Origin of the sequence: Stenotrophomonas sp. SAU14A_NAIMI4_8 (genome assembly GCF_003086695.1) — a bacterium.
Taxonomy (GTDB): Bacteria; Pseudomonadota; Gammaproteobacteria; order Xanthomonadales; family Xanthomonadaceae; genus Stenotrophomonas.
The window spans coordinates 2,079,156-2,101,601 of sequence record NZ_CP025999.1 but is presented as its reverse complement, the minus strand read 5'-3'; the positions used below and the strand labels follow the sequence as shown (position 1 = coordinate 2,101,601).

The window sequence follows — 22,446 nt, the reverse complement described above, 5'->3', positions numbered from 1 at the left end:
ACACACGCCGATACCGGACCCATGGATAGACTCAGCCTCATTGGACTTTTCCTTGCCCTGGCCTCACTGGTCGGCGGCAGCATCCTGAAGGGCGCCGGCCTGGCCTCGCTGTGGTCGCCGGCTGCCTTCGTGATCGTGATCGTCGGTACCGTGGCGGCCATCCTGCTGCACACCGCGCCGGCCGTGTTCAAGCACGCCTTCAAGATCGTGCGCTGGGTCGTGCGCCCGCCGCACAGCGACCGTCGCGAACTGATCCAGCAGATCGTGGAATGGAGCAACATCGCCCGCCGCCAGGGCCTGCTGGGCCTGGAATCGCAGGTGGAAGCACAGCGCGATCCGTTCCTGCGCAAGGGCCTGCAGCTGCTGGTGGACGGCGTCGAGCCAGAATCGATCCGGCACATGCTGGAAATCGAACTGGGCAGCCAGGAGCACCAGGACCAGGCCGGCGCCAAGGTGTTCGAAGCCATGGGCATCTATGCGCCCACGCTGGGCATCATCGGTGCCGTGCTTGGGCTGATCGCGGTCATGAAGAACCTGGCCGACCCCAGCAAGCTGGGCCACGGCATCGCCGCCGCGTTCACCGCCACCATCTACGGCATCGCCTCGGCCAACCTGCTGTTCCTGCCGATCGCGGCCAAGCTGAAGGGCGTGATCGCCCACAACTCGCGCGACCGCGAAATGGTCATCGAAGGCCTGATCTCGATTGCCCAGGGCGAGAACCCGCGCAACATCGAAACCAACCTTTCCGGCTTCCTGCACTGACATGGCCCGCCGCAAGCACCACGAAGAGCACGCCAACCATGAAGCATGGGCGATCCCCTATGCCGATCTGATGACGTTGCTGCTGGCGTTCTTCGTCGTGATGTACGCCATTTCCTCGGTGAACGAGGGCAAGTACCGCATCATGGCCGATGCGCTGACCGATGCCTTCGGCGGCGCTCCGCGCACCATCAACCCGGTGCAGGTGGGCAACAAGCAGGTGCAGGGCGGCGGCTGGGACAGCCCCTCGGTCATCAAGTCCGGCACCAAGATCGGCCCGTCCGCGCCGGCGCCTTCGCACGACCCCACCCTGCTGCCTTCGATGGCCTCGCAGATGCGCATGCCGGTGTCGGTGCACAACCAGGAACAGATCGCCCGTGCCGAGCGCCAGCTCAACAGCATCGCCGACCGCCTGACCGCCGCACTGTCGCCGCTGATCGACCGCGGCATGATCAGCGTGCGCCGCACCGAACTGTGGATCGAGGTGGAGATCAACAGTGACATCCTGTTCCCCACCGGTTCGGCGGCACTGGACGTGCATGCGCGGCAGACCCTGGCCAGCCTGGCCGAGGTGCTGCGCGATGTGCCCAACAGCGTGCGCGTGGAAGGCCACACCGACAATATTCCGATTGCCACCGCAACCTTCCCGTCCAATTGGGAACTGTCGGCCGGTCGCGCCGCCAGCGTGGTCCACCTGTTCGCCGACCAGGGCGTGCAGCCCTCGCGCCTGGCCATGGTCGGCTACGGCCAGTTCCGCCCGCGCGATGCCAACGACAGCGCCCAAGGCCGCAACCGCAACCGCCGGGTGATGGTCATCATCCTGGCTGACACCAGCCACGCGGTGGACCCGCTGGGTGAGCGCCTGAACGCCGCCACTGGCCAGACCGATGCCGCTGCACCTGCGGCCAGCACCGCCGCTGCGGCGACGGCACGCACCCCTTCCCCTTCCCCCCTTGCACCGGTGCAGTTGCCGCCGGTGTCGGCAGGCAGCCATGTCGGCGCCGCCGTTCCCCCTGCAATGAAGGAGTAATCCGATGCGCATCTGGGCAGTCGCCAACCAGAAGGGCGGTGTCGGCAAGACCACCACCACCCTCGCCCTCGGTCGCGGCCTGGCCGCACTCGGCCACCGGGTCCTGCTGATCGATCTGGATCCGCACGCCTCGCTCACCCGCGCCTTCGGCGTGCCGGTCGAGCCGGCGCCTGCCGGGGTACTGGAACTGTTCGGCGCACCGCCGGCCGATCTGGCAACGCTCAGCCACCCCAGCCCGATCAACGGCCTGGACTACGTCTGCGCGCAGGCCTCGCTGGCCACGCTGGAACGCCGCAGCGCCAACCAGCCCGGCCTGGGCCTGGCCCTGCAGAACGCCCTGGCCCGCCACCAGGGCCAGCACGATTACATCCTGCTGGACTGCGCGCCCACCCTGGGCCTGCTGATGATCAACGCACTGGCCGCGGCCGATCGCCTGATCATTCCCACCCAGGCCGAACCGCTGGCGCTGCACGGCCTGGACGGCATGGTGCGCACCGGTGAAATGGTCGAGCGCTCGCGCCGCCGCCCGCTGCCGATCTCGATCCTGCCGACCCTGTTCGACCGCCGCACCCGCGCGGGCAACGAATCGCTGCGCAGCATGCAGGACCGCCACATCGGCCGCGTCTGGGAAGACGCCATCCCGCTGGACACCCGCATCAGCAACGCCGCCGGCCTGACCCTGCCCAGCGCGGGCGAAGACTACCCCGGCCGTGGCCTGGCCGCGTACCGCCGCGCCCTGAACTGGATCCTGGGCGAAGACGAGCGCGCACTGGAGCAGGCGGCATGAGCACCACCGGCGTGCTGGACGACTATCTGGACGAACTGCTGGGCGAAGCCATCGTGGCGCCGCCGGTTGCCGTCGCCGTGGCCGCCGAACGCGAGCCCACGTGGGACGATCTACCGGCCGAAGTGATCTACGAAACCCAAGACACCGACGGTAGCGCCGGGCCATGCCCGGCGAGCGCAGCGGTGCCCGAACCCGCCGTCGCCGCTCCCGAACGCGAGCCCACCTGGGACGACCTGCCGGCCGAAGTGATCTACGAAACCGAAAACACCGACGGTAGCGCCGGGCCATGCCCGGCGAGCGCAGCGGCGCCTGCACCCGCCGCCGCAACGACCGGCCCTGAACCGACCTGGGACGACCTGCCGGCCGAAGTGATCTACGAAACCGAAGACGTTCCAGCCGCCGCGCAGAGCGACAGCGCAGCGCTGGAGGCCGCCTTCGACGCCGTGGCCCTCGCCGCTCCAGAACGCGAACCCACCTGGGACGACCTGCCGGCCGAAGTCATTTACGAAACCGAAGACACCGACGGTAGCGCCGGGCCACGCCCGGCGAGCGCAGCGGCGCCTGCACCCGCCGCCGCCCCGACCGGCCCCGAGCCCACCTGGGACGACCTGCCGGATGAAGTGATCTACGAAACCGACAGCGCCAACAGCCACGCCCTGGCCCACATCGACAGCCCCGCCCTGCAGGCCGCCTTCGAAGCCGCCGCAGAAGGTGAAACGGTGGCCGTGCCTGCCCCCGCCACGGTGGCGCCGGCTCTTCCGCCCGCCGCGCCCGTCGCAGCCCCGGTCGCCCGCACCGCTGTGGCGCCGCCGCCGCGCGTGGCAGTGAATGCCCCGGCAGGCGCCCGCCCGTCCAGCTGGCAGGAACTGCAATCGCAGGCCCACCAGCCGGCCAGCAGCCCGCACCCGCAGGCCCGCCGCGCCGGCGAACGTACCTCGCGCTGGCTGCGCCTGCGCTGCGGCGTGCAGGCCTACGCGCTGGAGCTGCTGAAGGTGCAGGAAGTGGTGCTTCCCGTGCCCCTGCTGCCCCTGCGCGGCACCGCCGCCGCCATGCTGGGCATCATGAACCTGCGCGGCCAGGTGGTGCCGGTGATGGACCTGGGCCTGCACCTGGGCACTACCACCGCCGAGGACGACGCGCAGACGCGCATCGTGGTGCTGGAAGAAAACGGCGAGATCCTGGGCCTGCGCGTGTCGGCCGTGGAAGACGTGGCCAACCTCACCGATTCGCAGATTGAACCGCCGGACACCGCGCGCATCTGCCAGATTTCCAACGACCTGTTCCGCGGCGTAGCCCGCATTGGCCAACGGCCGATGATCCTGCTGGATGCGACGCGTCTGTTGGGGTGAAGCCCATCCACGCATGGCGTGGATCTACACGCCGGCGTTGCCCGGGGCGATCAACACCATGATCGCCCCGGTAGATCCACGCCATGCGTGGATACCCAGACATCGAGCCCCCGGTAGATCCACGCCACGCGTGGATACCCCCCGAAACAATCCTAAAGAACCCCGCCGGTGTGCCGTTATGGATCTCGGAACCGTTTGTCCGGAGCAATCATGAGCACTGTCGAACTGGGTGATGATCTCGGCATCGAGAGCAGCACCGAGCTCAAGAACCGCCTTTCGCCCCTGGTGGCGGAAGCAGGCGAGCTGACCCTGGACGCAAGCCAGGTCGGCCGCATCCACACCGCCAGCGTGCAGGTGCTGTGCGCCTTCGTGCAGGCCCGCCGCGAGGCAGGGCTGGACACCGGCTTCCACGGTTGCACCGCAACCTTCCGTGACGCCGCCCGCCTGTTGGGCGTCACCCAGGCCCTGGGCCTGGACGTACCCCATGACAACCTGAAATCTGTGGAGAACGCTGCATGAGCGCACGTATCTTGGTGGTGGACGATTCGGCGTCGATGCGCCAGATGGTTTCCTTCGCCCTCACCTCGGCCGGTTTTTCCGTCGAAGAAGCCGAAGACGGCGCCGTGGCCCTGGGCCGCGCCAAGGGCCAGCGCTTCAACGCGGTGGTCACCGACGTCAACATGCCGAACATGGATGGCATCAGCCTGATCCGTGAACTGCGCCAGCTGCCGGACTACAAGTTCACCCCGATGCTGATGCTGACCACCGAATCGGCTGCGGACAAGAAGTCCGAAGGCAAGGCCGCCGGCGCCACCGGCTGGCTGGTCAAGCCGTTCAACCCCGAACAGCTGGTCGCCACCGTACAGAAGGTGCTGGGCTGATTGCCCGGCACTGCTGAACCGCCCCTTCCCCACGTTTCCGGATTACCGCTGCCATGAGCATGGACCTGCAACGCTTCCACGCCACCTTCTTCGAGGAGAGCCGCGAAGGCCTCGACGCCATGGAGGCCGGGCTGCTTGCCCTGGAATCGGGGCAGCAGGATCCGGAAATCATCAATTCGGTGTTCCGCGCCGCCCATTCCATCAAGGGCGGCGCCGGCACCTTCGGCTTTGACACCATTGCCGGCCTGACCCACGTGCTGGAAACGCTGCTCGACGAGCTGCGTGCCGGCAAGCGGGCCCTGGAAGCCACCGCAGTGGACGCCATGCTGTCCTCGGTGGACGTGCTGCGCGCACTGCTGCGTGAAGCCGAACATGGCCAGGCCGCCGACCCGGCGTCGGTGGCCGCAGTGAAGGCCCGCCTGGAAGCGGTGCTGTCCGGGCAGGCTGCGGCCAGCACCCCGGTAGCAGCGGCCGCCCCGGTCGATGACACCCCCGAGGCCTGGCAGATCGGCTTCACCCCGGCGCCGTCGCTGTTCATGAGCGGCAACGATCCGCTGCGCATCATCCGCGAGCTGGAACACCTGGGCTCGCTGCAGGTGGCCGCACGCATGGACCGCCTGCCGGGCTTTGCCCAGCTGGACCCGCTGGAAGCCCACCTGGCCTGGGACCTGGGCCTGGTCGGCAAGGTGCCGCGCAGCAAGATCGAAGACACTTTCGCCTGGGTACTGGACGACTGCGAACTGGATATCCGTCCGGCCGCACCGCCCAGCCTGGCCACCCAGGCACCGCCGGCACCCGCCGCCACGGCGGCCGCTGCACCTGCAGCCGCACCTGCAGCTGCCGCTGCAGCCACGCCGGCCGCTGCCGAAGCAGAGACCTCGATCCGCGTGAGCGTGGACAAGGTCGATGCCCTCATCAACCTGGTGGGCGAACTGGTCATCACCCAGGCCATGCTCAAGCAGGTATCGCATGCGATTGATCCGGTGCATGCCGAACGTCTTTTCGCCGGCCTGGACCAGCTTGAACGCAATACCCGCGACCTGCAGGAAGCGGTGATCGGCGTGCGCATGCTGCCGGTGGACGCGGTGTTCCGCCGCTTCCCGCGCCTGGTGCGCGATCTGTCCAGCCGCCTGGGCAAGCAGGTGCGCCTGCGCACCATTGGCGAAGGCACCGAACTGGACAAGGGCCTGATCGAAAAGATCGCCGACCCGCTGGTCCACCTGGTGCGCAACTCCATCGACCACGGCCTGGAAATGCCCGACGTGCGTCGCGGCGCCGGCAAGGACGAGACCGGCACCATCACCCTGGCCGCTTCGCACCAGGGTGGCCACATCGTCATCGAAGTCAGCGACGACGGCCGCGGCCTGAACCGCGACAAGATCCTGGCCAAGGCCCACGAGCGCGGCCTGAGCGTGCCGGACAACCCCACCGATTCGCAGGTCTGGGACCTGATCTTCCAGCCCGGCTTCTCCACTGCCGATGCAGTGACCGACCTGTCCGGCCGCGGCGTGGGCATGGACGTGGTCCGCCGCAACATCCAGGCGCTGGGTGGCGAAGTGCAGATCGAAAGCAGCCTGGGCAGCGGCACCCGCACGCTGATCCGCCTGCCGCTGACCCTGGCGATCCTGGACGGCATGACCGTGGCGGTGGCCGGCGAAACACTGATCCTGCCGCTGGCCTACGTGCTGGAAGCGCTGCAGCCGCAGCCCGAGGACATCCGCAGCATGGCCGGCGAAGGCCGCGTGCTGCGCGTGCGCGGCGAATATCTGCCCATCCTGTCGCTCACCGAGTACTACGGCTACGGCAACCGCCGCGCCAACAGCGAATCGCTGGTGGTGGTGGTGGAAGGCGATGGCCAGAAGATCGCGCTGGAAGTGGACGAACTGGTCGGCCAACAGCAGGTGGTGGTCAAGAACATCGAGAACAACTACCGCCGCATCGGCGGTGTATCGGGCGCCACCATCCTCGGCGATGGCCGCGTGGCCCTGATCGTGGACATCGGCGGCCTGGTGCGCTCGCTGCGCATGCCGCAGGCCGCCTGACCGCCGCCTACATCGCCGTGCACCACCCAACCGCCGCCCACCTGGGCGGCGGCTCTGTTTGCGGGGCCAGATCCCCGGGGTCAGATCCCTTTCGCAGAAAGGGCTCTGACCCCCGCACTGTGACACCGGTCGCCCCTGCAGTTTCCCCAGCAACCATCCAGATACCCCAAGGCCCCCACCCCGCAAGGCCTGCAGGCGCCCATCCCTACGCCAGCGAATGTGACATCCGTCCATAAAGTCCCCGCGCGCAGCGCCGCTATCTCGCTTTGACGGCTTTCACCGAACCCCCACCGGCACGACCGTTCCCTCCTGCAACCACCCCCTACGCCGCCGCACCCGCGCCGGCACCTGCCCATCCGGAGCACCCTGCATGAAGTGGTTCCACGATCTGCCCATCGCCCGCAAGCTGGCGGTGGGGTTCACCCTGACCACCCTGATGACCGTCATCCTGGGCGTGTTCGCCCTGGTGCGCCTGTCCGAGGCCAACGCGCAGCTGCGCGCGATGGCCACCAACGATATTCCGTCCGTGCAGTACCTGGGCGAAGTGCGCTCGCAGCTGGGCGAATTCCGCACCTACGAGCTGGCCCAGCTGAGCATGCTCGACAAGCCGGAAAAGGTAGCCGAGTACAACACGCGCATGGCCGACACCGCCAAGATCGTTCGCGACCAGTTGGCCGCCTATGCCGCCCTGCCGTCGGGCGAGAAGGAACGCGCGCTGTACCAGCCGGTGCAGGCCGACGTGGATGCCTACTTCGCCGCCAACACCAAGCTGCGTGACGCCGCCACCGCCGGTGACGCCGCCCTGGCCCAGCAGGTATCCGACGAGCAGTCGCGCCCGCTGCGCCGCAAGGCCTTCGAAGACATGAAGGCGCTCAGCGCCTATCTCAGCTCGCAGATGCAGGGCAAGATCGACGATGCCAACGCCACCCACCGCAACAGCCTGATCGCCATCATCAGCTGCATCGTGCTGCTGTCGCTGGTCGCCGCAGCCTTGGCCGTGGTGATCTCGCGCGCCGTCACCGGTCCGCTGGGCAAGGCCGTGCAGGCCATCCAGGCCGTTTCGCGCGGTGACCTGAGCGTAACCACCCAGGCCACCAGCAACGACGAGGCCGGGCGCATGCTGGCCGCCACCAGCGAGATGACCGCCATGCTGCGGCGCTTCTCGGAACAGACCCAGCTGATGGCACAGATGCATGCCGGCCCGGATATCAGCCACCGCATTCCGGAAGATTTCCCCGGCGTGTACGGCCAGCTGGCCGGCGGCATCAACACCGTCATCTTCGAACACCTGGATGCCATCCGCGATGCCATCGACGTGCTGAACCAGTACGCCGCCGGCAACCTGACCGAAGATGCGCGCCGCCTGCCGGGCACCCGCGCCTTCCTGCACGAAGCCATGGATGCGGCCAAGTCCAGCCTGCTGGCCATCAACACGCAGATCCAGCAGTTGGCCAGCGCTGCCGCCGCCGGCGATTTCAGCCAGCGCGGCGATGCCGATCGTTTCGCGCACGACTTCCGCGCCATGATCGACAACCTGAACACCATGATGCAGGTGGCCGACGGCAACCTGGGCCAGCTGTCCACGCTATTGCAGGCCATCGCCGAAGGCGACCTGACCGCGCGCATGGACGGCCAGTTCAACGGCGTGTTCGCCCGCATGCGCGACGATGCCAACACCACCGTCGCCCAGCTGACCCAGATCGTCGGCCAGATCCAGGCCAGCACCTCCAGCATCACCCTGGCCGCCGGCGAAATCGCCTCGGGCAACAGCGATCTGTCGCGCCGTACCGAACAGCAGGCCGCCAACCTGGAAGAAACCGCCGCGTCGATGGAGGAGCTGACCTCCACCGTGCGCCAGAACGCCGAACACGCCCGCCAGGCCAACCAACTGGCCATCGGCGCGCACGGCGTGGCCTCGCAGGGCGGCGAAGTGGTCGGCCAGGTGGTCACCACCATGTCGGCCATCGAAGCCTCGTCGAAGAAGATCGCCGAGATCATCAGCGTGATCGACGGCATCGCCTTCCAGACCAACATCCTGGCGCTGAACGCTGCGGTGGAGGCCGCCCGTGCCGGCGAGCAGGGCCGTGGCTTCGCCGTGGTCGCCAGCGAAGTGCGTACCCTGGCACAGCGCTCGGCTGCAGCGGCCAAGGAGATCAAGGGCCTGATCGATGATTCGGTCGGCAAGGTCAACGAAGGTTCGGCGCTGGTGCACCAGGCCGGTGCGACCATGGGCGAGATCGTGGCCTCGGTGCAGCGCGTGACCGACATCATGGCCGAAATCTCCGCCGCGTCGCAGGAACAGAGCGCGGGCATCGAACAGGTCAACCAGACTGTGGTGCAGATGGACGAAACCACCCAGCAGAACGCCGCACTGGTGGAAGAAGCCACCGCTGCCGCACGCGCCATGGAAGACCAGGCCGCGCAGCTGGGTGAAGCGGTGGCGCGATTCCGCCTTGCCACCCCGGGTCTGTCCAGTGCACCGGTCCGTGTCGCGGCGCCGCCGGTGCCTGCGCCGCGCAAGGCGGTCAGCGCACCGGCCGTGGCCGCGCCGCGTGCGCGCAAGGCGGCACCGCAGCCGGCCCTGGCCGGCGACGGTGACTGGCAGGAGTTCTAAGCGCAGGCGCCGGGGTTTGCCCGGCGCCGGTGTTGTAGAGCCGAGCCATGCTCGGCTTCCCCGTGGAAAAGGCGCCGGGCCCGTCCCGGCGCCGTGATGCGATCGCCCTTCAGCTTCACGCCGCACCGGCCGCTAACGAACTACGGCCCAACGCGTGCACGCCCATGTCCGCCCGCCCCACCGCCCCTGCGAAACCGGTTCGAGACTGGCGCCCGCTGGCCGGGGTGCTGCTGCTTTCACTGTGGCTGGGCTGGACCCTGCCCTTGCTGTGGACGCAATCGCGCGCGGCAGCACCTGAACCGGGCGGCTGGAATGCCACCGATCTGCTCGCGCAGCTGCCGCAGGACGTGCTGACCGCCAGCGCCCAGCAGCCCTTGCTGCTGCGCCTGCCCGACCACTGCCCCTGTGATGGACACGATGTACTGCCCACCGGCAGCGCACTGCAGACCAGCGCCTTGGCCCTGCCGTTCGATTGGCTGGTCCTGCACCAGCAGCAACTGGTCTATGCCGGCCCCGCCCGGCTCGACCCTGGCTGCGGCGGCACCGGCCCTGCGGCCGCGCGCCTGGTGAACCATCTGCTGGCACAGCCGCAGGCAGCCGTGATCCTCGCCACCCCATGCCCATGCCTCAAGGAGTAGTGCATGCACGCATCCCCTGCCCCTCATGCAACGCCCGTCCGCGCCGGATCGCTGCCGTTCCTGCGCGCGCTGTCCACCACCGCCGACCGCCTGTTCCTGGTCGTCACCGCCGGCCTGGTGCTGGCCTCGCTGGTGCTGGCGGTACGCAGTGGCGCCTGGGCGCCGTGGCTGGGGGTCGCGCTGCCGGCACTGCTGGTCACCACGCTGCAGGTCTACTGGCTGCCCGGCACCCGGCTCAGCCGCTGCACCGTGGCCCTGGCCTGGATGGTGCTGTCGGCCACGCTCATCCACCAGACCCACGGGCAACTGGAAACGCACTTCACGGTGATCGTGCTGATCGCACTGCTGCTGTACTACCGCGACTGGTTGCCGATCGTGGTCGCCGCCGGCGCCATTGCCGTCCATCACGTGCTGTTCTACGCACTGCAGGTGCAAGGCCTGCCCTACCCGGTGTTTGCCGCCGGCAGCGGGCTGGGCACCCTCGCCCTGCACGCCCTGTACGTGGTGGTTGAAGCCGGCCTGCTCAGCCTGATGGCTGTGCAGATGCGCCGTCAATTGCTGCTGCTGGGACACGACCCGCAGCAGCTGGCACAGCTGGCGCGGGGCCTGGCCGAAGACCAGCCGGTGCCCGAGCACCTGCAGAACGCCCGGTTCCCGCCGGACTCGCTGGCGGCGGCACTGGTGCAGACCGGTGACCGCCTGCTGCAGCGGCGCGAAAGCGAGCAGCAGACCACGCGCGAATCGCTGCGCATCCGCACCGCGCTGGACGATGTCACCACCCACGTGATGATCGCCGACCGCGAGCGCAACATCGTGTTCGTGAACCGTCCGCTGCAGCACATGCTGGCCGCAGCCGAAGCGGACCTGCGCCGCGACCTGCCGCAGTTCAGCGCCACCGACCTGATCGGCCGCAGCATCGACATCTTCCATCGCAATCCCGCCCACCAGGCCCGGCTGCTGGACACGCTGACCGGCACCTGGCACGCGCAGATCCGCGTCGGCGGCCGCAGCATGCGCCTGATCATCAATCCGATCATCGGCGACGACGGCCAGCGCCAGGGCTTCGTGGTGGAATGGGCCGACCGCACCAGCGAACTGCAGGTGGAAGAAGAGCTGGGGCGTATCGTTGAAGCGGCCGCCCAGGGCGACTTCAGCCAGCGCGTGGGCACGGCGGGCAAGGACGGCTTCTTCCTGCAGCTGGCGCAGCGCCTGAACAGCCTGCTGGACGCCAACGCCTACAGCATCGAGCAGATCTCGCAGCTGCTGGCGGCGCTGTCGCGCGGCGACCTGACCGCGCACATGCAGGGCGATTTCCACGGTGTGTATGCCCGCATCCGCGACGATGCCAACACCACCATCGCCCAGCTCACCGCCATCGTCGGCAGCATCCAGACCGCCTCGGGCAGCCTGACCGGCGCGGCCGCCGACCTCGCCCGCGGCAACGACCACCTGGCCGACCGCACCGAACAGCAGGCGGCCAGCCTGGAAGAAACCGCGGCCACCATGGAAGAACTGACTGCCACCGTGCGCCAGAATGCCGAGCACGCACGCCAGGCCAACCAGCTGGCCAGCGGCGCCGCCGCTGTTGCCCACCAGGGCGGCGACGTGGTGGGCCAGGTGATCAGCACCATGGGCGCGATCCAGGCCGCATCACGAAAGATCGGCGACATCATCTCGGTCATCGATGGCATCGCCTTCCAGACCAACATCCTGGCCCTGAACGCTGCGGTGGAAGCCGCGCGTGCCGGCGAACAGGGCCGTGGCTTTGCCGTGGTGGCCAGCGAGGTACGCACCCTGGCCCAGCGCTCGGCCGCGGCCGCCAAGGAGATCAAGGGCCTGATCGACGATTCGGTCGGCAAGGTCGACGAAGGCTCCACCCTGGTACGGCGCGCCGGCGACACCATGGGCGAGATCGTCGCCTCGGTGCAGCGGGTGACCGACATCATGGGCGAGATTTCGGCCGCCTCGCAGGAGCAGAGCGCCGGCATCGAACAGGTCAACCAGAGTATTGCGCAGATGGATGCCAACACCCGCCAGAACGCCACGTTGGTGGAGGCCTCGGCGCACGCCACCCAGGGCATGGGCGAACAGGCCACGGTGCTGGCGCAGGCGGTGGCACGCTTCCATCTGGACAACAGCCGCCACCTGCGCAGCGTCGAACGCGGGCCACGGCCGGTGTCCCGCCTGCCCGGCTGACCACGGCAGCGGGTTTGACGGGCTACATATTTCCGGCGCGCGGCCGATACCCCCAGTAAGCCGCGCGCCAACACGCGCTGGCGCCCGCCCCAGACCCAAGATTCCATGTCCGACGGCCACGACATTGCATTGAGTGACACCCACGCGGCCGACGCCGCCGACGAGCGGTTCCTGGTCCGCAACCCCCGCCAGCTGCGCCAGTTGCTGCGCTCGCTGATCGACCAGCGTTCCCTGATCAACGCCCATATCGACGGGCGCGATCGTTCCTTCCCTACCGCCCTGCTCGACCTCGACGAGGACGAAGACACCCTGCTGCTGGACGGCAGTCCGCAGGAGGCGTCCAACCGTGCCGCCGAACAGGCCGACCATCTGCTGTGCTTCGCCCAGCTGGAACGGGTGCTGGTGCGGTTCCGGCTGCAGGCATTGGAGCGCGTGGACAACGACGGTCACGTCGCCTTCCGCGCACACCTGCCCGAGGAGCTGGTACACCTGCAGCGCCGCGAGCTGTACCGCCTGGAAACCCCCATCACCGACTCGCCGCAGCTGAGCCTGGCCGCCGGTGAAGCCGGTGCCGACGCACTGTCCATGCGCGTGGTGGATATCAGCGGCGGCGGCCTGGCCATCACCGTGCCCAGCGACTGCGCGCTGTTCACCCTGCAGAAGCGCTACGCCGCCACCCTGTCCATGCCCGACGGCCCGGACCTGCCGATCAGCCTGGTGGTCTGCAACATGCTGCCGCAGCGCCAGCCCAACGGCATCGAAGTGAAGCGGATCGGCATGCGCTTCGACGACCTGCCACGCGGCGGCGACAGCGCCATCCAGCGCTACATCTTCCGCATCGACCGCCAGCGCAAGGCGCGCCAGAACGGCGAGCTCTAAGGCGCCCACCCCGGGGTCGGATCCCTTTCCGCAGGAAAGGGCTCTGACCCCTGCCCGCCACCCACCCCGGTAGATCCACGCCATGTGTGGATGCACCCAACCCCACCTAAAGTCCCCCGCCGCGGGGCCGATATCGAGGCTGACACCGGGACTACCGGCCGAACCAGGACCCTCGATGAACGACAAGACCAGCTCCACCGCCAGCGCCGGTGGCGAATTCCTCAGCTTCACCCTTGGCGCCGAGCACTACGGCGTTGACATCCTCAAGGTGCAGGAAATCCGCGGCTACGACGCGGTCACCCGCGTGCCCGACGCGCCGGATTACATCAAGGGCGTGATCAACCTGCGCGGCACCATCGTGCCGGTCATCGACCTGCGCCTGAAGCTGCGCCTGGAAAACGCGCGCTACGACGCCTTCACCGTGATGATCGTGCTGAACGTGGAAGACCGCGTGGTCGGCATCGTGGTGGACAGCGTCTCCGACGTCATTCCGCTGGCCGCCGAGCAGATCCGCCCGACCCCGGAATTCGGCGCCGCCGTGGACACCCGCTTCATTTCCGGCATCGGCACCCAGGACGACCGCATGCTCATCCTGCTGGACATCGAAACCCTGCTCGACAGCGCCGACATGGGCCAGGCGGCCCTGCTGGAAGACGCCGCCGCCTGAGCACGCGGACTTTTTTTCACACTTCGACAAAGGTCCCCTTCAGTTCCCCGTCAGCTTGCCGATAGGGGGACAGAAGCCGGGTGCGCAGGAGCGCATCAGCCCGGATCGACTGTCCACACCATCCCCGGAGAATCACCTCGATGAAGTCCCTGCTTGTGTTCGTTTCGGCTGCCCTGCTGGCCACCACTGCTGCTTCTGCCTTCGCCCAGTCGGCCGACATGATTCCGCCGGAACTGGCCCCGCGTCAGGTCGGCAAGGACGGCATGGTCTGCGGCAAGGTGGAAAAGGCCCGCTTCGCCGAAGGTTCCGAAGGCCAGCCGACCTTCCTGTACATGGGCGGCGCCTTCCCGCGCCACACCTTCTCGGCACGCATCGCCGGCGAGAACCGCGGCAAGTTCAACTTCCCGCTGGAATCGCTGGAAGGCAAGACCGTCTGCGTGATCGGCAAGATCCAGCGCGACGCCTCGCGCGCTGAAATCGAAGTCAGCTCGCCGTCCAGCCTGAAGCTGGCCAACATCAAGTAATCCGCTGTCCGTCCTGCCACGCCGGCCGCCGGTCGGCGTGGTTGCTGCAAGCGGGCCCGATGCCCGCGCGCGTCTGCCTATGGAGATCGCAACGCCCATGCCGTGGATCAACAATCTGAAACTGATGCCGAAGCTGATGCTGACCTTCGGTGTCCTCCTGCTGGTGATGCTGCTGCAGGGCATCGTCGCCTATCGCGGCCTGCACTCGCTCAACAATGTCACCACCGAGCTGGCCGGCTCGCGCATGGAGAGCATCCGCCTGGCCGGCGAGATGCGCGGCATGATCGGCGAAATCCGCAACTCCGAGTACCAGCAGCTGGTGCGCGCCAGCGCTGAAGTGAAGGCCGAAGCCCATGGGCGCGTGGCCGAGCTGCGCACCAACCTGGACAAGGCGATCAAGACCTATCCCGGGCTGATCGACAACCCGCAGCAGAAGAAGCTGTTCGAAACGTTCGCCAACGACTGGAAGGACGCCCTGACGTCCTACGACAGCGTGTCTGAAATGCTCGAACTGGACCTGCCGGACGACGCCATCGATACCTTCGTCGGCGAAACCCGCACCAAGCACCGCAAGGCCACCGCCTCGCTGGAAGCGCTGATTGCCGAAGACAACCGCCTGGCCCGCGCCGCCCGCGAAGAGGCATCGAGCACCTATTCGGCCTCGGCCGTGCTGACCGTCATCGCCCTGCTGGGTGGCGCCGCGCTGGGCCTGGTCCTGGTCTGGCTGTTCGCACGCGCCCTGGTGGGCAGCGTGCGCGGTGCCGTCTCGGTCGCCAACGACGTGGCCGGCGGCAAGCTCGATGGCCATATCGATGTCAGCCGCCAGGACGAAGTGGGCGAGCTGATGCAGGCCATGCAGCGCATGCAGCGCGACCTGCGCGAGCGCATCGAGACCGACGCTGCCGTGGCCCGCGAAAACCTGCGTATCCGTACCGCCCTGGACTACAGCTCCACCGGCGTGTACCTGACCGACCCGAACAACACCATCGTCTACAGCAACCGCGCCCTGCAGCAGACCCTGTCGCAGTACCAGGACGAGCTGCGCCGCGACCTGCCCGACTTCGATGCCCAGGCCTCGCTGATCGGCAAGCCGGTGACCGTGCTGGAACACCGCGGCGAAATGGACCACACCCTGCTGGCCAACCTGAAGCAGCACGGCGTGGCCCGTCGCCCGATGCAGTACGGCGATGCGCAGTTCGCCCAGGTGGTGTCGACCATCCGCAACGAAGACGGCGACACCGTCGGCTACGTGGTGGAATGGCGCGACCGCACCCAGGAATCGCAGGTGGAAGCCGAAGTGGCGCGCGTGATCGCCCAGGCCGCCGCCGGCGACCTGTCCGGCCGCATCGACGCCGACGGCAAGGAAGGTTTCTTCCTGCAGCTGGCCCAGCAGATCAACGGCCTGCTGGACGCCAACGCCGGCAGCATCGAGCAGATTTCCGGCCTGCTGGCTGCTCTGTCGCAGGGTGACCTGACCGTGCGCATGCACGGCGACTACCAGGGCGTGTTCGCCCGCATGCGTGACGACGCCAACGCCACCGCCGCACAGCTGAGCGAGATCGTTACCCGCATCAAGCAGTCCAGCCGTGCGATCAGCTCGGCCGCCGGCGAAATCGCCTCGGGCAATAGCGACCTGTCGCGCCGCACCGAACAGCAGGCCGCCAACCTGGAAGAAACCGCCGCGTCGATGGAGGAACTGACCTCCACCGTGCGCCAGAACGCCGAACACGCCCGCCAGGCCAACCAGCTGGCCATCGGTGCACACGGCGTGGCCTCGCAGGGCGGCGAAGTGGTCGGCCAGGTGGTCACCACCATGTCGGCCATCGAAGCGTCGTCGAAGAAGATCGCTGAGATCATCAGCGTCATCGATGGCATCGCCTTCCAGACCAACATCCTGGCGCTGAATGCTGCGGTGGAAGCCGCACGCGCCGGCGAACAGGGCCGTGGTTTTGCCGTGGTCGCCAGCGAAGTACGCACCCTGGCCCAGCGCTCGGCTGCTGCGGCCAAGGAGATCAAGGGCCTGATCGACGACTCGGTCGGCAAGGTCAACGACGGCTCGGCACTGGTGCACAAGGCCGGCGCCACCATGGGCGAGATCGTCGCCTCGGTGCAGCGCGTGACCGACATCATGGCCGAGATTTCCGCCGCTTCGCAGGAGCAGAGCGCCGGCATCGAACAGGTCAACCAGACCGTGGTGCAGATGGACGAAACCACCCAGCAGAATGCCGCGCTGGTGGAAGAAGCCACCGCTGCCGCCCGTGCCATGGAAGAACAGGCCGGCCACCTGAGCGAAGCCGTGTCGATCTTCGTGCTGGACGAAGCCGAAGCCGTGGCCGCCCCGCGCGCCCCGGCACCGCGTGCAGCAGCACCGGCCGCGCCGGTCGCAGCCGCCGCACCGGCCCGTCGCAACACCGGCGGTCGCCCGATGGCCACCGAACTGGCCGACGGCGACTGGCAGGAGTTCTGATCCCTGCCCGGGGTCGGATCCCTTTTCCAAAGGAAAAGGGCTCTGACCCCCGCCTTCCCAAGACGCCCTGGCCCGTGCCGGGGCGTTTTCGTTTCCGGGGTATCGATAGATCCAGCCAACGGCGAAGCCCCTCGGGGTGGACGCGCTTCTGCTGGGTTCCGTGGGGTGGCCGGGTGGGTGGGCCGCGCAGGGGACGCTGCAAGTACGTCCTTGTAAGCTCGTAGGCGCCATCCATGGCGCCTGCGCCCCTGCGCAACCCACCCACCCGGCCCCGGACAGTTCCCCGCACGTCCACCCCGGATTGAAGAAAGAAGAGCAAGAGCAACAGCTGCACGCTGCGGGGCCTCTGCGGGGTCGGATCCCTTTTCCAAAGGAAAAGGGCTCTGACCCCACTCGCCCTGCATCCCGCCCCAGGGGTCGGATCCCTTTTCCAAAGGAAAAGGGCTCTGACCCCAATTCCCCGCCCGATAGAAACAACGCTCTTGCCGTCCGCCTCCCCCAGAAGCAACAAACAGCCGACCAACCGCTGTTGCTGTTGCTGTTGCAGTTGCTACAAAAGCCTGCCGCAGGCAGCGAAGCAGCCGCCGCTGCAAGGGAACCTGAATGCGCTCATAGCGCCACCCTCAAATCTCCCCGCCCCCGGCCGATAACCGTTGTGTCACGGCCGGTCGCGCCGTAACCGGTACTGGCGCCGCCCGCCCGTCTCGACCTGGTCCCGCTTCATGAACCTCCTGCATCGCTGGCAACACTACTTCAGCAACCTCTCCGTCCGGCGCAAGCTCAACCTGCTCACGCTGATGATCGCGATCGGCGTGATTGCACTGTCGGTGATCGCCGCCCGCATGCAGTACCTGGACCTGACCGAAACGCGCAAGGACGCCCTGCGCACCCAGGTCGAACTGACCTACGGCGTGCTGGACCACTACAAGCGCCTGGCCGGCACCGGCGAACTGACCGAGGCAGCCGCCAAGGCCGCCGCGCTGCAGGCGCTGGAAGTCATGCGCGCCAACAACGATGCCGACTACTACAACGTGCTGGACACCCAGTACCGCGTGCTGATGCACCCGTTCGCGCCCAAGCGCGTGGGCACCGTGCAGAAGGATTACACCTCCGATGACGGCGTGCCGATCTACTACCTGCAGGTCGGCATGGCCCGCCTCGGCGGCGGCTACACCTACTACCAGACCACCAAGCCCGGCAAGGAAGGCCTGATCGACAAGATCACCTACGCCGGCATGTACGAACCGTGGAAGTGGGTGGTGACCACCGGCGTCTACATGGACGACGTGCAGAGCGACGCCTGGGCCTTCACCGGCATCATGGCGCTGTCCGGTGGCCTGATGGTGCTGATCGTGCTGGGCCTGAGCTGGATCATCGGCAACCGCATCGCCGTGCCGCTGAAGCAGGCCACCGCGGTGGCCGAAGGCATTGCGCGCGGCAAGCTGGACAGCCACATTGGCCCGCAGCCGCACGACGAACCGGGCCGCCTGCTCGAATCGATGTCGCGCATGCAGCAACAGCTGCACGCGGTCATCACCGCCCAGCGCGAAATGGCCCGCCGCCACGATGGCGGTGAACTCAGCTACCGCATCGACGCCGCCGCCTTCCCCGGCGAGTACGGCCTGATGGTGCAGGAAACCAACACCCTGGTCGGCAGCCACGTGCAGACCCTGCACGATGTGCTGGACGTGGTGCAGCAGTACGCCGTGGGCGACCTCAGCCGCGACGTGGCGCGCTATCCGGGCGAAAAGGCCGCCATGACCACCACCGTCGATACGGTCAAGGCCAACCTGGGCCGCATCAACGCCGAAATCAAGCAGTTGGCCGCCGCCGCCGCCGCCGGTGATTTCAGCCAGCGTGGCGATGCCCAGCGCTTCAATCACGATTTCCGCGTGATGCTGGAAAACCTCAACGCCATGATGGCGGTCAGCGATGACAACCTGGGCAAGCTCTCGCAGCTGCTGTCGGCCATCGCCGAAGGCGACCTGACCACCCGCATGCACGGTGACTACCAGGGCGTGTTCGCCCGCATGCGCGACGATGCCAACAGCACCGTTGCCCAGCTGACCCAGATCGTCGGCCAGATCCAGGCCAGCACCTCCAGCATCACCCTGGCCGCCGGCGAAATCGCCTCGGGCAACAGCGACCTGTCGCGCCGCACCGAACAGCAGGCCGCCAACCTGGAAGAAACCGCCGCCTCGATGGAGGAACTGACCTCCACCGTGCGCCAGAACGCCGAACACGCCCGCCAGGCCAACCAGCTGGCCATCGGCGCACACGGCGTGGCCTCGCAGGGCGGCGAAGTGGTCGGCCAAGTGGTCACCACCATGTCGGCCATCGAAGCGTCTTCGAAGAAGATCGCCGAGATCATCAGCGTGATCGATGGCATCGCCTTCCAGACCAACATCCTGGCACTGAACGCCGCAGTGGAAGCGGCGCGTGCCGGTGAACAGGGCCGCGGTTTTGCCGTGGTCGCCAGCGAAGTGCGTACCCTGGCGCAGCGCTCGGCTGCAGCGGCCAAGGAGATCAAGGGCCTGATCGACGATTCGGTCGGCAAGGTCAACGAAGGCTCGGCACTGGTGCACCAGGCCGGCGCGACCATGGGCGAGATCGTGGCCTCGGTGCAGCGCGTGACCGACATCATGGCCGAAATCTCCGCCGCTTCGCAGGAACAGAGCGCCGGCATCGAGCAGGTCAACCAGACCGTGGTGCAGATGGACGAAACCACCCAGCAGAACGCCGCGCTGGTTGAAGAAGCCACCGCTGCCGCACGAGCCATGGAAGACCAGGCCGCGCAGCTGGCCGATGCAGTGGCCATCTTCCGCCTGGACAACCAGGTGTCGGCGGCGGTGAAGGCCGTGGCCGCCCGCGTCGCCCCGCCCGCACACGCCATCGTGCGCGCCCCTGCCCGCCCGCAGGCCGTGCGCACCGCGGCACCGCGCACGCCTTCCAGCCCGGTCGCTTCCAGCGACGGTGACTGGCAGGAATTCTGATCCCCCGCGGCGGCTTCGGCCGCCGCCCACCCGATGGACACCTCCCCCGTGCAGAGCCCAACCCCCATCGTGACCGGCCCCCGCGAATTCGAGTTCGCCGACCGTGATTTCCGCCGCGTCTGCGACCTGATCTACCAGCGCGTAGGCATCGCCCTGGCCCCCGCCAAGCGGGACATGGTCTACGGGCGCCTGTCGCGGCGCCTGCGCGCACTGGGCATGCGCAGCTTCCAGCAGTACCTGGACCATCTGGAACAGGGCGAAGGCGAGGAATGGCAGGCGTTCACCAACGCGCTCACTACCAACCTCACCTCGTTCTTCCGCGAGCCGCACCACTTCGACAAGCTGCGCGAAGAACTGCAGAAGCGCACCGGCCGCGGTCCACTGCTGCTGTGGTCGTGCGCGGCGTCCACCGGTGAAGAGCCCTACTCCATGGCCATCACCGCGTGCGAGGCCTTCGGTACGCTGAAGCCGCCGGTTCGCATCATTGCCACCGACGTGGACACCCAGGTGCTGGCCACCGCCGGCCGCGGCGTCTACAACATCGACCGCGTGGCCAGCCTGGACCCGGACCTGCGCCGCCGCTACTTCCAGCGCGGCAGCGGCCCCAACGAAGGCCAGTGCCGGGTGCTGCCGGCCCTGCGCGAGCTGATCGAATACCGCCCGCTGAACCTGCTGGCACCGCGCTACGACGTGGGCGGTCCGTTCGACGCACTGTTCTGCCGCAACGTGATGATCTACTTCGACAAGCCGACCCAGCGCGCCATCCTGGGCCGGCTGGTGAACCATCTGGCTGACGATGGCCTGCTCTACACCGGGCATTCGGAAAACTATCTGCACGCGGCCGACCTGATCCAGCCGTGTGGCCGCACGCTGTACCGACGCGCACAGGGAGCCGGCGCATGAATGCATCACTGCGCACCGATGATGTGATGCGCTACCAGGACGCACGCTTCAAGACCGTGGCAGCCAAGCTGCTGCCCACCCAGTACCTGGTGGTGGACGACACCACCGCGCTGACCACCACGCTGGGTTCCTGCGTTGCCGCCTGCCTGCGCGATCCGGTGCTGAAGATCGGCGGCATGAACCACTTCCTGCTGCCCGAAGGCAACGCCGGCGATGGCGCCCCCGCGCGCTATGGCAGCTACGCCATGGAACTGCTGATCAACGACATGCTCAAGCGCGGCGCCCACCGCAAGCGCATCGAGGCCAAGGTGTTCGGCGGCGCCAACGTGCTGAAGGGCTTCACCAGCAACCCGGTCGGCACCCGCAATGCCGAGTTCGTGCGCCAGTACCTGCAGGCCGAACACATTCCGATCATTGCCGAAGACCTGTGCGGCATCCATCCGCGCAAGATCTGGTTCTTCGCCGATACCGGCCGTGTGGTGGTGCAGCGCCTGCCGCACGCGCACGAGGCCGAAGTGGCCGCCACCGAATCGGCCGTGCGTGCCCGCCTGTCCAAGGCCCCGGTCACCGGCGGCGTGGAGTTGTTCGAATGAACGGGCCCGGCAACGCCCCATGCCGGGTACTGATCGTCGACGACTCTGCCGTGGTCCGGCAGATGCTCACCGAAATCCTGTCCAGCGATCCGGGCATCGATGTGGTCGGCACCGCTGCCGACCCGTTGCTGGCGCGCGAGAAGATCAAGCGCCTGGCCCCGGATGTGATCACCCTGGACGTGGAAATGCCACGCATGGATGGCCTGGCGTTCCTGGAGAACCTGATGCGCCTGCATCCGTTGCCGGTGGTGATGATTTCCTCGCTGACCGAGCGCGGCGCCGACACCACCCTGCAGGCGCTTGCACTGGGCGCGGTGGATTTCGTTTCCAAGCCCAAGCTGGACGTGGCCCGCGGGCTGCAGGGCTACGCCGAGGAGATCATCGGCAAGGTCAAGATGGCCGCGCGTTCGCGGGTGCGACCGCTGGTGCGTGCGGCGGCGCCCAAGGTGCTGCTGGACGCGGCACCGTCGCTGCGCCCGGCCGCACCGCAGTTCCGGACCACCGACCGGCTGATTGCCATCGGCTCCTCGGCCGGCGGCACCGAAGCGCTGCGCGTGGTGCTGGAAGGCATGCCCGCCGACGCCCCGGCGGTGGTGATGACCCAGCACCTGCCGGCCAGCTTCAGCACCGCCTTCGCCGAACGCCTGGACCGCCATTCGGCCATGGCCGTGCGCGAGGCCAGCGATGGCGAAGCCGTGCTGCCGGGCCATGCCTACCTGCCGCCCGGCGGCAAGCACCTGCGCATCATCCGCGACGGTGCCCGTTGGCGCTGCCGCATCGACGACGGCCCGGCAGTGAACCGGCACAAGCCGGCCGTTGACGTGCTGTTCCGCTCGGTCGCGCAGAGTGCCGGTGGCAATGCCATCGGTGCCATCCTCACCGGCATGGGTGACGATGGCGCGCGCGGCCTGCTGGAAATGCGCCAGGCCGGCGCACCCACGCTGGTGCAGGACGAGGCCACCAGCGTGGTCTGGGGCATGCCCGGCGCGGCGTTCAAGCTGGGCGCCGCCGAAGAGCAGGTGCCGCTGGAGCGCATCGCCGAGCGCCTGCTGGCGCTGGCCCGCGGCTGACCGCGCAGCCGCCTTCCCCCTCACAATCCAACGTCATCCACAGGCGGACCGCCC

General features: G+C 68.0%; 18 protein-coding genes. All 18 read left to right on the top strand.

Translation table 11 applies throughout. From position 1 onward, the window contains the following. The first annotated feature begins 21 nt into the window (after window positions 1–21). The 18 genes from C1930_RS09690 to C1930_RS09605 all read left to right on the top strand — a co-directional run bounded on the left by C1930_RS09690 (window position 22) and on the right by C1930_RS09605 (window position 22,392). Window positions 22–762, top strand: coding sequence for a flagellar motor protein (locus tag C1930_RS09690; protein WP_108749544.1), 741 nt, complete (start codon window positions 22–24; stop codon window positions 760–762). Window position 763: 1 nt separating this feature from the next. Further along, window positions 764–1,789, top strand: coding sequence for a flagellar motor protein MotD (gene motD / locus C1930_RS09685; protein WP_108756117.1), 1,026 nt, complete (start codon window positions 764–766; stop codon window positions 1,787–1,789). A 4-nt stretch (window positions 1,790–1,793) separates the two neighbouring features. Further along, window positions 1,794–2,576, top strand: coding sequence for a ParA family protein (locus tag C1930_RS09680; protein ID WP_108771595.1), 783 nt, complete (start codon window positions 1,794–1,796; stop codon window positions 2,574–2,576). Further along, the gene (locus C1930_RS09675) at window positions 2,573–3,925 is read left to right on the top strand and encodes a chemotaxis protein CheW (protein ID WP_108771594.1); all 1,353 of its coding nucleotides are present in this window, start codon (window positions 2,573–2,575) and stop codon (window positions 3,923–3,925) included. The genes C1930_RS09680 and C1930_RS09675 overlap by 4 nt, the downstream gene beginning before the upstream one ends. A gap of 210 nt (window positions 3,926–4,135) precedes the next feature. Beyond that, a complete protein-coding gene (locus C1930_RS09670; protein ID WP_108749540.1) occupies window positions 4,136–4,444 on the top strand; it encodes an STAS domain-containing protein in 309 nt (102 codons plus the stop codon). After that, a complete protein-coding gene (locus C1930_RS09665; protein ID WP_038688521.1) occupies window positions 4,441–4,806 on the top strand; it encodes a response regulator in 366 nt (121 codons plus the stop codon). Before C1930_RS09670 ends, C1930_RS09665 begins: the two co-directional genes overlap by 4 nt. Before the next feature lie 53 nt (window positions 4,807–4,859). Continuing rightward, window positions 4,860–6,848, top strand: a complete 1,989-nt coding sequence (locus tag C1930_RS09660) for a chemotaxis protein CheA (protein WP_108771593.1) — start codon at window positions 4,860–4,862, stop codon at window positions 6,846–6,848. A gap of 370 nt (window positions 6,849–7,218) precedes the next feature. Next, window positions 7,219–9,462, top strand: a complete 2,244-nt coding sequence (locus C1930_RS09655; protein ID WP_108771592.1) for a methyl-accepting chemotaxis protein — start codon at window positions 7,219–7,221, stop codon at window positions 9,460–9,462. Between the two features lie 164 nt (window positions 9,463–9,626). Then, the gene (locus C1930_RS09650; protein ID WP_159093583.1) at window positions 9,627–10,100 is read left to right on the top strand and encodes a hypothetical protein; all 474 of its coding nucleotides are present in this window, start codon (window positions 9,627–9,629) and stop codon (window positions 10,098–10,100) included. A 3-nt stretch (window positions 10,101–10,103) separates the two neighbouring features. Further along, on the top strand, window positions 10,104–12,296 hold the full coding sequence (locus C1930_RS09645; RefSeq protein ID WP_108771591.1) for a methyl-accepting chemotaxis protein: 2,193 nt from the start codon (window positions 10,104–10,106) through the stop codon (window positions 12,294–12,296). Window positions 12,297–12,401: 105 nt separating this feature from the next. Then, a complete protein-coding gene (locus tag C1930_RS09640; protein ID WP_108753014.1) occupies window positions 12,402–13,175 on the top strand; it encodes a flagellar brake protein in 774 nt (257 codons plus the stop codon). A 175-nt stretch (window positions 13,176–13,350) separates the two neighbouring features. Next, window positions 13,351–13,842, top strand: a complete 492-nt coding sequence (locus C1930_RS09635) for a chemotaxis protein CheW (protein ID WP_108749534.1) — start codon at window positions 13,351–13,353, stop codon at window positions 13,840–13,842. A gap of 218 nt (window positions 13,843–14,060) precedes the next feature. Next, a complete protein-coding gene (locus C1930_RS09630) occupies window positions 14,061–14,366 on the top strand; it encodes a hypothetical protein (protein WP_234412378.1) in 306 nt (101 codons plus the stop codon). Window positions 14,367–14,463: 97 nt separating this feature from the next. After that, window positions 14,464–16,833 (top strand): methyl-accepting chemotaxis protein, encoded by a 2,370-nt coding sequence (locus tag C1930_RS09625; RefSeq protein ID WP_108771590.1) that lies wholly within the window; start codon window positions 14,464–14,466, stop codon window positions 16,831–16,833. Window positions 16,834–17,555: 722 nt separating this feature from the next. Beyond that, on the top strand, window positions 17,556–19,826 hold the full coding sequence (locus C1930_RS09620; protein ID WP_108771589.1) for a methyl-accepting chemotaxis protein: 2,271 nt from the start codon (window positions 17,556–17,558) through the stop codon (window positions 19,824–19,826). Between the two features lie 33 nt (window positions 19,827–19,859). Next, window positions 19,860–20,729 (top strand): CheR family methyltransferase, encoded by an 870-nt coding sequence (locus C1930_RS09615; RefSeq protein WP_108749530.1) that lies wholly within the window; start codon window positions 19,860–19,862, stop codon window positions 20,727–20,729. Then, window positions 20,726–21,322 carry a chemoreceptor glutamine deamidase CheD gene (gene cheD / locus C1930_RS09610; protein ID WP_079221788.1) on the top strand — a complete coding sequence of 199 codons (597 nt, stop codon included), beginning with the start codon at window positions 20,726–20,728 and terminating at the stop codon, window positions 21,320–21,322. Before C1930_RS09615 ends, cheD begins: the two co-directional genes overlap by 4 nt. Then, window positions 21,319–22,392 (top strand): chemotaxis response regulator protein-glutamate methylesterase, encoded by a 1,074-nt coding sequence (locus C1930_RS09605; RefSeq protein ID WP_108771588.1) that lies wholly within the window; start codon window positions 21,319–21,321, stop codon window positions 22,390–22,392. Before cheD ends, C1930_RS09605 begins: the two co-directional genes overlap by 4 nt. Window positions 22,393–22,446 lie beyond the last annotated feature (54 nt).